Below are 12,603 nucleotides of genomic sequence, written 5' to 3'. Positions count from 1 at the left end.
TCCTTTCTGTGGTTATTTCGTCGTTGTTTTAACCTTATCAGAAATGGATTCTTTTTTCATTTATCAAGTGAATTAACATTTAACAAAAAAGTTTATTGGAATAACGATTGTAACCAATTAATGATTTTCTATGAATAATTCAGGCTATAATATGTTTATTTCGGGTTTTTCTGGATCTGGTAAGTCCGTTACTCTTAAACTCTTAATCGCTCGTGAACTAACAGGAGCTAATGTATACGCTAGATTAATAGATCCTGAGGGAGAATTTGTTAAGATTACGAAACGTTTAGGTGGAATTAATCTAAATATTAATGAGGAAGAAGATATATGTATAAATCCCCTTGCATTAAACTATTCCGATATTCCCTTTGAAGATGGGGATGAAGAACTTAGTTTGATTGAAGAAAGCGATGAAAAAGAAATTATTGAAAAAGATGGAAAAACGTATATTCGTTTTGTACCTATCAGAGAAAAAATTAATGAAGCAATAGATTTCTTTGACATTATTTGTAGAGGTAAAAACCAAGAGGCTGAGGGTTTAGATGTTTTTGAAAGAAATTATTTAGAAGAGGCACTTCAGTATGTTATTCATGAAAAATTGAATATAAACTCTCATCCTGATTCTTTATTCGAAAACAATGTATCAACAATTGATAACCAGATTGTCCAATCAATGGTTAGAAAGCCAGAACCAACTATAAGTGATGTTAATGATTACTTAATAGAAAAATATGGAGAGGAACCAAGAGCATTTAGATTAATCGCTGCCATTAAACCTTTCTTGAGAACTGGTAGTAAACCAATTTTCGATGGACAAACCTTCCTAGGAAAAGGTGTAACTCAATCATTGGAATCTGCTAGACTCGTTAACTTCAACATTAGCCAAATGGAAGAGGGATTTTTAAGACCGATCGCTTATCACGTTCTTCTAAACTATACATGGGAACACTTTGTTAAGAGTTTGGATAATGCAAAGTTAAAGAAATTTGTTTACGCAGACGAAGCATGGACATTAATTGATTCAGAGCAAACAGTTAATTTTCTTGAAAAAATGGCAAGACGGTCCCGAAAACGTAATGCTGGATTAAGACTTGCGAGTCAGGATTTTGTTCGCTTTGTTGAAAATAAGAAAGCACGTGGCATACTACAAAACACTTACTCTTTTATGTTCTTAAAACAAAGTAAATTAGATTTAAAAGCTATTAAGGAAAACTTTGACCTGTCTGAGGGAGAAATAAACATTCTATTCGGTAATCCTGATAAGGGTGAAGGGATTTTACGAGTAGGTAAATCTTCCGTATGGTTAAGAACAAATCCTAGTAAAGAAGAGTTATTCTTTATTGAATCTAATGAAGCGGTATATGAAGAAACAATGCAAAGACAAAGACAAAATGCTAGTAGCTTTTATTAGAAAGGAGGTGTGATCTTAAATTGAATAAAATCCAGGAACTTATATCCGGACTTTTTGCTCAAATGGGAGAATGGATAGCAATTCCTTTTAAAAAACTCCCTACATTAAAAAACTTAATCTTTGGTGGGGATGAAAATTTAGCCTTCTTAACATTTACAGAAAATGAAATTACAAAGGTATATACACCAGGCATGAATAGTTTTATGGCCTTAGGAGTTACTGTTTTATTAATAAGTATAGTAATGGCAGGTATGAAAATATCTTCTACAAGTATTAACCCTTCTAATAGAACCTATGTAATTGAATATTTTAAAGAGTTTTTATTAGTAGTCGTACTTTTTGCGAATTTATACAACATTTATGCGGTACTATTTCTAACTAATCAGGCAATAGTTGGTTTGTTTGGCTCTGACATAGATTTAATAAATTTGAAAAGTTCTATAGAGCTGTCCCTTTATCCTGGAGGGGTTTTAGGTATATTGGGAATCACTATTGTTAAAGTGGGTCTGTGTATTTGGGCATTTTTCTATTATTCCATGAGAAAATTCACCCTTATGCTTTTGTTAATTATGGGACCGCTAATGTTGATGTTTTTCTTAATACCTCAAACGAAAAGTATCACAATTGCTTGGTTTAAGGAATTAATCGGAACTATATTTGTTCAGTCCATACACGCAGCGGTATATTTCATAATGGCCGTTATGGTAGGAGGAGCAAACCCAATTGAAGCTGTTATCTTAATGATTATCTTTATTCCTGTAACGGAGTCTATAAGAGCACTAATCGGGCTAGGAGGGAAGATGAATGATGGTTTCTCCAAAGCGGCAGCAATGATGGGTGGTTCAGCCTTAGTTGGTATGTATGGGGCGGCTAAAGGAGCATTAGAAGGAACATCAGTATCAGATGCAATTAAAAGAGGTTATCTTAATGCGAAAAAAATGGGTAGAGGTAACGGGAAAGATTCTGGAAATGCAAATGATAATGCAGAAGAAAATGATGCAATAGGAGATATCAAAAAAACCTTGGGAGGAAACACAGGTACAGATACTGGTACTACGGCCAACGCTGAAAAGATGTTAAAACCAGGAAACATATTGTCTCGAAGTGGTAAAGCTGTATTCGGTGCAACAGGTGCACTAGCCGGATCAGGTCTTGGACCGATGGGTGTTTTAGCTGGTTCAACTGTTGGTTTTCATGCTGGTGGTGTAGCTGGTGGTCTAGCAGGAAGAGTGGGAGCTGCCGGAACACATATGATTGCAAACAGAGGAGCATCATTTTTAAAAAATGGATTTAAAGGGTTCAAAGATATCAATAATGCTGGTAAAGCTGCTGACGAACAACTGGCTAATACTATTGCTGATGAAAAAGCTACAGCTTGGGCAAACGAAAATGAAGAAGGATTTAAAAAAGACTTTAAGGAACGGTTTCCAGATGCTCATGCTGAAGCTGTAAATAAGGCTTGGGATAATGAAAAAGCCTCAAAAAAAGCAGGGTTTTTAAATGAAGCAAGAGGAATAGTTGCGGGGATTAAGAGCAAAGAAGGTAAAAATGCAAATGCTTCTTCTTTAGTAAAAAACGCAACTAGTAATCTTACAAATAAATGGGCTGAAAATAATAAAGACTCCTTTATGAAAGATTTTGATCAAAAAAATCCTCTTCCTTTAAACGCAAGTAAAGAAGACATATCACGTCATCAAAATGCGCGCGATAATGCTTGGCAATCACAAATAAAAGAAAAACAAGGATCTATTGAAAACTTAGCAAAGGATGTAGCTAAAGATGTAAGTAATGGTTCTTCTCTTAATAATAGTTACATTAATAAAGAGGACTTTGAAAAAAGAATGGCTGAAAGAATGGCTGGAGGGATATCACACAACGCTATAGCAAAAACAAGCACTAGTCTAGCCAAAGATTGGGCAAAAACCAACAAAGATACTTTCATGAAAAACTTCGATGAAAAAAATCCTTTACCTCTTAATGCAACTGCTGAACAAAAGGATGCTCACTCAAACGCTAAAGCAGAAGCATGGAAAAATGAAATTGATAATAAACAGAAGAGTATTGCAAATGTTCTTGGTAATGGGAATTTAAAATTAAGAAATGGACAAGAAAAGAATCAGCAATTCACAAACCAAATGGCAAAAGATATAAGTTCCGTTATGGGAGTTAACGATAACACAGAAAAAATGGGGCAAATAGCTGATCAGCTTCATAATGTGTATACACCTAATCCGGTGTCAAGCGCTACTCAATCTCTAACATCAAGTTGGGCTAAAGATAATAAAACTAGCTTTATGCAAGATTTTGATAAATCTAACCCGCTCCCTGTTAATGCTACTAATGAGATGAAAGCAAGCCACGCTCAACAAAAGCAAAAAGCTTGGGATAATCAAGTACAACAAAAACAACAAAGCATCGGAAATATATTGAGTAGTCAAAGTAACGCGATCATGAGCGGTAAAAAAGTTCCATTAGAAAATGTTACAAAATCCATTGCACAAGAACTTGGAATAAATACAGCTGATAATAATAAAATGAGTGCAATCTCAACACAAGTACAAAGTGGATTATCTTCAGCGCAAGTCGCTAGTTCACAAGTAAGTAAAACTACTGAGGCTCTAGCATCCACTTGGGCAAAAGACAACAAAGCAGCTTTCATGCAAAATTTTGACAAATCAAATCCGCTTCCTGCTAATGCAACAACTGAAATGGTAACGAACCATACTCAGCAAAAGCAAAAAGCATGGAATAATCAATTGCAACAAAAACAGCAAAGTATAAGTAATATTATTCGAGATAACGGTAATGCGGTTCTTAATGGTTCTCCTTCTCAAATTAGTAAAGTAACTTCATCTATCGCGAAAGAAATGGGAATTAGTTCTAATAACACTGCAGGTATGAATTCTATTACTCAACAAGTTCAAACAAGTATAGGATCAACTGCTCAAGTTGATAAAGGGTTAAAATCAATTAGTTCTATTAATAATGTAAGAGATGCAGTAGCTTCTGTTAAAGGTTCTTCTATGTATTCAGGTAGTGAAGTGAATGCTCCTTACGTTAAAAATCAAATCGCAAGTATGAAAATCAATGAAGCAAGAGAAAGCTTTGCATCTACTAGTAATCTACCACGTGCTCAAGCATATCAAAATTTTGATTCAAGCGGGAAAGCGCAAGAGATTATTTCATCTGTACAAAAATTTATACCATCTAACATTCCATTGGGGCAAAGGATTATTCAAAATTCTGCTGCACGTGTTACTACTGGAATAGGAAATGGAATCGTTCAAGGTGTCATAGGGGCATCTGGTATTAAAGAAGCAAGTCAATTTGTTGGAGATACAAGAATCGGTCATGCTACTAAGTCGTTTGGAAATACAATGGCAACTTCATATATTGCCCAAAAACCAAATATTACGAGCTTAAGTGAAAAAGCTACTCTTGCAAAAGATAGTATTATTGAAGGTGGGAAGGCTTTTACTAGTGATTTCAAATCATATACTCCAACCAATTTAGTAGAAAAACAAGCAAAATTTAGAAATGCAGTGGCTTATGCTGGTGGTGTTGTCGCTGGTGTAGGAGGATATCAAGTTATGGCCAAATATGCCGCTCCAAACATGACTAATACAAAAGCTTTGGGTTTAAAAGGGTTTAATCCATATAATAATTCTGTTAATAAACAAATAAAAGAAATTTCAGATGTAGCTCATATGGCTGAAACAGTTACATTAGATAATGGCCAAACAGAAATTGCACAAGGTGCTATCCAAATGGTAACTGATAGTAAAAATACCATTGTTCAAGTTAGAGATAAAACTGGTCAAACACAGGTTGTTTCACGAATGGCTTCAGGTCACTCAGGTTTAAAGAATAATCAAGTAGTTTATCAAGATCTTACTATTAAAGATGGTCAATTAATGACGGCTAGTTCTTCTTACTCTTTAGATAGTGGGGGTGGAAAAGTAACTGCTCCACAAATTAATGTTAATCCTAATAAGTTATTTTCCAACCACAATACGAAGAGAACACCTAGAGTGGTGCAAGAGGTACAAAGCTATAATCAATTAGTCGATAGTGGCCAGTACTATATGAAAGATGCTCTTAACGAAATGGCAAATATCAAAATGGTTGTGGATCGTAATAGAAGTTATATGACAGGTACCAAAAACGGCAATACTTACCGCATTTCTCCTTACGGACCTGGGGACGCAAGGGTACAACATGAAAAGACAATAACCGCTAATTGCGAAGTAAGAAATAAAAAATTAATTCCTTCTTTTAGTGATACTGATAGTGATTTCACAACATCTCTAAAACCAGAAGATTTAATGGCTTATTCTGTACCCAATAAGCGCAATTTTGTAAGAAAGCAAATGGAAATGCAAAGAAATAAAGCATTTACTAGCTCATTAAGGTGATAATTTATGAGTAATAATAAAAACGCTCAAGATAACCTAAATGAAAAGTTAGTTAATGGCATGAAGGGATTAGGTAGATTATTATCTAAACCCTTCTCAAAAAAAATTAAACAGAAGGCAGCTGCTGTTGCAAAAAAAGCAATAAAAGTTGCAGCCAAAGTTGTTTTGAAAGTACTAAAACAAATAGTGGCTTGGTTAGTTGGAACAATAGGAATACCAGGAATCTTAATAGCCTTAGGAATAATAATTTTAACTGTCATCATTTCTGTCGCCTTGTCATTTTTTTGGACAACCGATGACAAATTAAGTGGTGATGATGCAAAAATACAAGAATATATCAAGAAACAGTCAGAAGCAACTGTAAACATGAAAAGTGATTTAGAAAGACCCTATCGTGTGCCAGAAGGACTGATATCATCCACGATAATGTTAGATTTTTTTGAACAAAAAGATTATAGCCTTTCTCAAACCAAAAAAATAATAAAAAACATGGCAACTAAACTTGCTCCTGAATTTGAGTATGGTCAATATGATGAATGGAAAGAAAAGCAAGTAACTGTTTGTGAAGAAGGAAAAGAATGCGACGTAGGGAAAGTTCAACATACAAAAAATATGGTGACTAAATTGAATTCTGTTGAATATTGGAATGGTTCTACTATATTTACGTATAAACCAAAAGTGACAGCATGGAAATCAAATACAGTCATCACCCATAAAACAATAAAAGAAAATAAGAAGGTGGACTATTGGAAGGCATTAGATGTTCCTGCATATCTTGCAGATCAAACGGATCCATACTATCCATTTTTTAATTCAAACAGTAAAACGTGGAAGTCACTATTAGCTGAAGAAACAAGACAAACAAAATATAATGTTAACACTTCAGGTTATGTTAAAGTGTACCTTCTAAAAACAAAAACCGTTAAAGTTGAAAGAATTATAGAGATAAAAACAACAACCAAAACTAGGCAGCAATATTTTGAATCTAGCAAACAAGTAAAACAAGATTATGCAAATTTCGATGCTATATTAAACTCAATGGATATGGGATTAGACGATAAAATGCTTATAGAAGCGAATTATAGTTTCCTAGAAGGGAATATTAATTATATTGATTGGTTAAAAGGTAATGGCGGAGTATATGGGTTTGATGATATTAGTTATGATGGTGACATAATTCCTGGGGCTGGGGTTCCTCCTCAATATATGCCTATATACCTTGCTGCAGAGAAAAAGTATGGCGTTCATTGGTATACACTTGCTGCTATACATAGCAAGGAGACTACTTTTAGTACCATACAACCAATGATTTCTTATGCTGGGGCGGTTGGTCATATGCAGTTTCTTCCTGCTACATGGGCAGGCTGGAAATACAATATTGGTGGTGGTAGAGTTGCAATCACTACTAATTATACAAATCTGAATGTTATTAAAGCAGGTGGAGGATATGGAGTAGATGGTAATAATGATGGTAAAGCAGATCCTTTTACATTAGAAGATGCTATCTATACCGCAGCTAATTATTTATCAAAAAACGGTTATTCCACAGATAAAAGAAAAGCAATTTACCAATACAACCATGCAGATTGGTATGTCAACGATGTATTAGCAAGAGCAGAAAAGTTCAAAACTAGTGCTACATATAGTGGCGGTACCGATTCACCCGAACTTAATCCAGGAAGTTTTATTCGTCCAACTACCGGTGGTGTTACATCTGGGTTTGGTCCAAGATGGGGCACGAATCACTATGGGATAGATATTGGATTGGGCGGTAGATCCAACGTAAAAATTTATGCTGTAGCAGATGGAGTAGTTAATAGATCTTATTTAAGTAGTTCTTATGGAAATGTTGTATACATTCAACATGTAATAGATGGAAAAAAATACGAAACAGTATATGCTCACATGCAAAATAGGGCTGTATCAGCAGGCGCAAAAGTGAAACAAGGACAATTTCTGGGGTATATGGGAAGTACTGGAGAGGTCACTGGAGCTCACTTACACTTTGAAATCCATTCGCCAGCCTGGACAGCTAATAAAGCAAATGCTAAAAATCCTGCTTTATATATCAAATTTTAATTATAGGGGTGAGAAAATGAAAGCAACTAGTAAACTACGATTTTCTTTTTTAATCTTGGTTTTAGTTATATTTTTAAGCGGCTGCTCTTCAAGTTCTAAAGCAAACATAAAAGTTACTGAAGATAATATAAACTACCTTATCGAATATGATGAATCGTTACAGGGATATATTACTGAAATGACCAGTATTTTAACTAATTTCAATAATTCTTTAGATGGTCTATATACCCAAGAAGTAAGTAATAGTCAATTTACCACAATCATGAAAGAAACAATCAAAAAATCAAATGAACTTGTTTCCAATGTAGAAGCACTAGATGTCAATCCAGAACTATTTGAGGCTCACCAAAATCTTATCGTTTTAGTCAATCGCTCCCATCAACTATTACTTACTGCAATTGAGAGTGCAAATAATAGTAGTACTGATGAATATGCTACCATTGATAAAGATACTTTAAGGCAGGAGTATATAGAAATAAAAAAGGAACAGGCAAATACAGCTAATCAATGGAAAATACTAAGAGAAGAGCTGGCAAGTGCAGCGATGGAAGAAGTGAAGGAATAATGAAAAAGAAATATTTTTGGATTATTAGTTTCTCTATTATTAGCATCTGTATTGGCATCTATATTAGTATTTCTTCTACACAAAAGCTTACGCCCGTTGACTTAAAAGATATGCAAAACGATGTTGCTGAGGAAATCTCATTTAATGAAAGATATCAAGAAAAGACTATGCAGTGGGCTGAAAAAAGCACAAAAATTGATATTGATGAGTTAGACTTAGGTTTTTATGAACCACATGAACATAGTGACGTTTCTCCTGAGAGAAGCGTCATCAATTATTTTATGACAGGGATATTACAAAAAAACATTAATTATTTCTCTTCAGCCTTTGATAGTGAAGTTCTTTCACGCGATTTATTTCAATCCAAAGAAGATGACAAAGAGTTAGTGTTAAAAGAAATAATAGATAGAATTTCTAGAAGTGATAGTATAGAAAGGCTGAAATTGAAAGATGCAAAAGGAGGACTTGGTCCTAATTCTAATAAAGTATTATTAGAAATCCATTACAAAGATGGTATTTCAAAAAAAATCAATTTTTCCATATCCTCATCTGAATATTCTCACTCTGCAGAGCATAGTCACTCAACATTTTCTATAATAACATCCGCGTGGGATATAATAAAACAAATAGAAGGTACGGAATAATTACTCTTCCGTACCTTCTAACTTTGTTAAATAGGCTTTATTAATTTCTTCTTTAGCTTTTAACCATGTATCGAAGGTTTTTATATACTTATATGATGAGGGTAAATTATTTTGTCTTGCAAATTCATCCCATTTTGTTTTAGTGGACTCAAGAAATTTATAAAAATACTCTCTCTTTAATGTGAGTTTTATTAATTCTTCTTTAGACAAATTAAACACTTTTTTCTTTTCTATAATCTGTAATATCTCCTCATACGTATAATGATTTCTGATTGTTTTATAAGTCGGTAATTTATTTTCTGATGCATAAATATCCCATTGAGCTCGTGAAACAAAGAATTCTTTATGTTTCTCAAGAATTTCTTTTATCCTTTGTTTTGTATACTTTGGAGATCTTTCATTTTCTACTTCTATAGCTTTTTTAAAAGAGGACCAATCTTTAAAAACTGTTAAAATTTGACCAGGAGAGGGAAGACCTAATCTCTTATCGGAGGAATAGTCATTCCACATTCTTATAGTTTTTGCATGTTCCTTATGTTCTTTTCCAATTTTAATTAGGCTTTCTCGATCATATTTCTCTTTTACCTTTGCTCCTACAGCACTTCTAATTTCGTTCCAATCACTAAAAACCTTTCTTAATGAGTAATAGGAAGGGAGATTATGCTTCGACGCGTAATCATCCCATTTCTCTACCGTTGTTAAATGCTTTTTATGGGGTCTTAACAATTTTATTAATATTTCTTTATTCATTATTCACTCCTAGTATTTTGGGAGAATCATTTATCATTTTAACAATATCCTCATTTGATGCATTTAATTCGCTAAGATCACTAGTAACTTCATGAAATTTTTCGCTTGATATATCTTTATATAAGAAATTAGTAAGATGTTGTTTTTGAGAAAAATACTTTTCTACTTTATCCTCTAAATAAGTTCGATAATCCTTTCTTTTACCGAAAGAGCTAATATAATGTTTTATATCTTTCAACTCAACTTCAGGCATATAAAAAGACTTGAAATCCGAAAATTCCATATCCACTAAGTACTCATATTTAATTAAATTACTATTTACATTATACGCTTGATTTCTTTGTAAAGAAATCTCCATTTTATCAGGCGTATACTCCATAATGTTTGTACGGTCCTTTTTATCTAACACTACATTTTTCACCGAAAAAGGAACAGCCTTAATAGGGGTAGAAAAGTCTCTCTTATATTCAATATCCATCTTCCTATTGTATTTTAGTAAAGGGTCAGGCATTAAGATATATAGTTTGCCATCATATGTTTCACCAAGTAAGAAAATTGTGTCACCTAACATAGGTAATTTATTTAACTGACTAATTGTATCCTCGATAAAATAAGTCGTACAATATTTTTTTAATAAATCATTAGCTGATAGTCTAGATTCTTCATATTTTAATTGCTCTTCTTTATATTTGTCCGAATGATCTCCATAAGTTTCTTGGTGCCACTTTTCATACTCTTCATCTGCTTTTTCTTTTTTTGTACGGTATCCAAAACAGTAAGCAATCTCATATCCTATCATCCATAAAACTGCTAATGGTGCCATAATAGCTAATACAAGATACGCTAATATATTTTGCCCAACATTTGAAGTTCCAATAATTATTAAAAATAAGCTTAAAATTAAAGCAATCGCTAAGAAAATCATAATGACTATTGCTGCTCTTGATAAAAACAACATTATAGCGTACAACGTTGTTCCTGGTTCACCTTCATAAATCAAACCTAAATTATCAAAAAAATCAATGATTCTTAATGATTCTAGAATTGGATAAGTAATATCCCATCTGTAAACTGCCAGAAAAAAAATAAGAAGTCCGAACAAACCAGCTAAGCCTGTTTGTTTCCCCCTTCGGTATTGTACAAAACCGTTAAGGAATGTAAGTATCGTATTCATAACTGACCCTCTCCCTTTTATATGAACAAAACAAAAATTACACCATTTATAACTAAATTATAAATTATTACCCAATAAGTAGTCAATGGACGTAAGGGTAAAGAGACAAAAATTTTCATTACATCCAATCATTTTATTTTTTTAATACATAAAATACACGGGATGGTTATATATTAAGTCTTAACAACATGAATCACCACACAAAAGCCCTTCTGATTAAGTAGGAGGGCACTTTTTGTTTTTGTCCACATTATTCCTCTTTTAACAATAACATTCTATTTATTGCTTTTATCCCTCTGTTATCATATTAAAAGAGGTGAAAATCAATGCTGAATACCCCATTAAAACCAATGTTATTGCAACCATCTGAAAACATTCCTAAAGGGAATGACTATATACATCAATTGAAATTTGACGGTCATAGAGCTTTGTTCCATTACGATCATGGTAAAATTATCATTTTCACCAGACATGGGAATGAGGTTACAAAAAAGTACATTGAATTACTCGATATTAGCCTTTCTGCCCAAACAGCTATAATAGATGGAGAAATGATTGTTCTTGATAAGAATAGCGAAATACCCAAACCGAATTTCGAGGCCTTAATGACACGTTTCCAAGCCTCAAAACCAGAAAAAATCATCCACTTAGCAAATACTATCCCAGTTCATTTCGTTGCCTTCGATATTCTTTTCTATAATGGAAAATCTACATTACATGAACCACTTGAAAAAAGATTAGATTTATTAAATTCAATCATTAATAATAATCATATTATTTCAACATTACCATCCTTTAAAGATGGCGAAGCTTTATTCAAAAGAGTAAAAGATCTTAGTCTAGAGGGAATAGTTAGTAAGAAGAAATCATCGAAATACACTTTAGACACTCGGAGTTTTGCATTTCAAAAAATTAAGAACTACCAATATTTGAATGGCACTATTTATGGATATAGAAAGGCTACCTTTGGCTGGTTAATAAAAGAAGGAAATACAGCTAGAGGAATTGTAGAATTTGCTCCAAAAAAGGAACGAGAAGCATTTTAAAGTATTTCAAACCAATTAATTATTGGAGAAGATAAGAACTTTGTTTATTTAGAACCTCTTCTTAAGGGCGAAATTAAATATCAATGTTTGACTTCTAAAGGTTTTATGAGAAGTGCTAGCTTTCAAAAATTTATCATTTAACACCCTTTACATAATGTAAGGGGTTTTTGTAAAAAATGGTGTGATATAATGGTGGTACAACTACATAGGTGCGGGTGGTATGCACTCTTTTCCTGTCTAAGAGGGAAAGGAGGTGACATACAAATGGATTTCGTATTGGACTTACTCAAAGATGTAGCAAAAATTTTTTTTACTACTCTAGCTGCAGGCTATGCAAATCGCTTTGCAAGCAAAAAGAAGAACAAACGAAAACCCACCCCGCGCCGTCGGAAGCATAAGGGTGGGTCTTCTAAATAACAATTTAGCATACCACTCGTAAGTAGTTGTCCAAGGAGTTCTAGCTCCTTGGTTTTTTTAGTTTAATTCTTATTTATTATTATATACCTTTACTACGAAAAT

General features: G+C 33.3%; 9 protein-coding genes. 7 read left to right on the top strand and 2 right to left on the bottom strand.

The genetic code is table 11. The features are described 5' to 3' along the window. Nucleotides 1–130 precede the first annotated feature (130 nt). From ACTNDN_RS20745 to ACTNDN_RS20725, 5 genes are read left to right on the top strand one after another with little or no spacing between them, the layout of a single operon-like run. Entirely contained in the window at nucleotides 131–1,411 is a 1,281-nt protein-coding gene (locus ACTNDN_RS20745; protein WP_441132041.1) for a VirB4 family type IV secretion system protein, read from the top strand. A 20-nt stretch (nucleotides 1,412–1,431) separates the two neighbouring features. Next, nucleotides 1,432–5,826 carry a hypothetical protein gene (locus ACTNDN_RS20740; protein WP_441132039.1) on the top strand — a complete coding sequence of 1,465 codons (4,395 nt, stop codon included), beginning with the start codon at nucleotides 1,432–1,434 and terminating at the stop codon, nucleotides 5,824–5,826. A 6-nt stretch (nucleotides 5,827–5,832) separates the two neighbouring features. Then, nucleotides 5,833–7,905 carry a peptidoglycan DD-metalloendopeptidase family protein gene (locus tag ACTNDN_RS20735; RefSeq protein ID WP_441132037.1) on the top strand — a complete coding sequence of 691 codons (2,073 nt, stop codon included), beginning with the start codon at nucleotides 5,833–5,835 and terminating at the stop codon, nucleotides 7,903–7,905. A 16-nt stretch (nucleotides 7,906–7,921) separates the two neighbouring features. Next, nucleotides 7,922–8,470 carry a hypothetical protein gene (locus tag ACTNDN_RS20730; RefSeq protein WP_441132035.1) on the top strand — a complete coding sequence of 183 codons (549 nt, stop codon included), beginning with the start codon at nucleotides 7,922–7,924 and terminating at the stop codon, nucleotides 8,468–8,470. Further along, nucleotides 8,470–9,114 (top strand): hypothetical protein, encoded by a 645-nt coding sequence (locus ACTNDN_RS20725; protein ID WP_441132033.1) that lies wholly within the window; start codon nucleotides 8,470–8,472, stop codon nucleotides 9,112–9,114. The genes ACTNDN_RS20730 and ACTNDN_RS20725 overlap by 1 nt, the downstream gene beginning before the upstream one ends. Here the strand turns inward: ACTNDN_RS20725 and ACTNDN_RS20720 are convergent, their stop codons facing one another. Next, on the bottom strand, nucleotides 9,115–9,864 hold the full coding sequence (locus ACTNDN_RS20720) for a hypothetical protein (RefSeq protein WP_441132032.1): 750 nt from the start codon (nucleotides 9,862–9,864) through the stop codon (nucleotides 9,115–9,117). Then, on the bottom strand, nucleotides 9,857–11,038 hold the full coding sequence (locus ACTNDN_RS20715) for a hypothetical protein (protein WP_441132030.1): 1,182 nt from the start codon (nucleotides 11,036–11,038) through the stop codon (nucleotides 9,857–9,859). Before ACTNDN_RS20715 ends, ACTNDN_RS20720 begins: the two co-directional genes overlap by 8 nt. 326 nt (nucleotides 11,039–11,364) lie before the next feature. Between ACTNDN_RS20715 and ACTNDN_RS20710 the strand changes: the two genes are divergently transcribed. Both ACTNDN_RS20710 and ACTNDN_RS20705 read left to right on the top strand, forming a co-directional pair. Further along, complete coding sequence (locus ACTNDN_RS20710; protein WP_441132029.1) at nucleotides 11,365–12,084, top strand: ATP-dependent DNA ligase; 720 nt, start codon at nucleotides 11,365–11,367, stop codon at nucleotides 12,082–12,084. A 264-nt stretch (nucleotides 12,085–12,348) separates the two neighbouring features. Beyond that, complete coding sequence (locus ACTNDN_RS20705; RefSeq protein ID WP_164463770.1) at nucleotides 12,349–12,501, top strand: hypothetical protein; 153 nt, start codon at nucleotides 12,349–12,351, stop codon at nucleotides 12,499–12,501. Nucleotides 12,502–12,603 lie beyond the last annotated feature (102 nt).

The sequence above is a fragment of the Niallia sp. HCP3S3_B10 genome (genome assembly GCF_052064465.1).
Lineage (GTDB): Bacteria > Bacillota > Bacilli > Bacillales > Cytobacillaceae > Niallia > Niallia hominis.
This window is presented reverse-complemented; position numbering and strand designations above follow the sequence as displayed.

Excerpts from the sequence above, each read along its gene's own strand:
- ACTNDN_RS20730 (WP_441132035.1), top strand. The coding sequence starts at position 7,922 with ATGAAAGCAACTAGTAAACTACGATTTTCTTTTTTAATCTTGGTTTTA.
- ACTNDN_RS20725 (WP_441132033.1), top strand. The coding sequence starts at position 8,470 with ATGAAAAAGAAATATTTTTGGATTATTAGTTTCTCTATTATTAGCATC.
- ACTNDN_RS20735 (WP_441132037.1), top strand. The coding sequence starts at position 5,833 with ATGAGTAATAATAAAAACGCTCAAGATAACCTAAATGAAAAGTTAGTT.
- ACTNDN_RS20715 (WP_441132030.1), bottom strand. The coding sequence starts at position 11,038 with ATGAATACGATACTTACATTCCTTAACGGTTTTGTACAATACCGAAGG.
- ACTNDN_RS20710 (WP_441132029.1), top strand. The coding sequence starts at position 11,365 with ATGCTGAATACCCCATTAAAACCAATGTTATTGCAACCATCTGAAAAC.
- ACTNDN_RS20720 (WP_441132032.1), bottom strand. The coding sequence starts at position 9,864 with ATGAATAAAGAAATATTAATAAAATTGTTAAGACCCCATAAAAAGCAT.
- ACTNDN_RS20705 (WP_164463770.1), top strand. The coding sequence starts at position 12,349 with ATGGATTTCGTATTGGACTTACTCAAAGATGTAGCAAAAATTTTTTTT.
- ACTNDN_RS20745 (WP_441132041.1), top strand. The coding sequence starts at position 131 with ATGAATAATTCAGGCTATAATATGTTTATTTCGGGTTTTTCTGGATCT.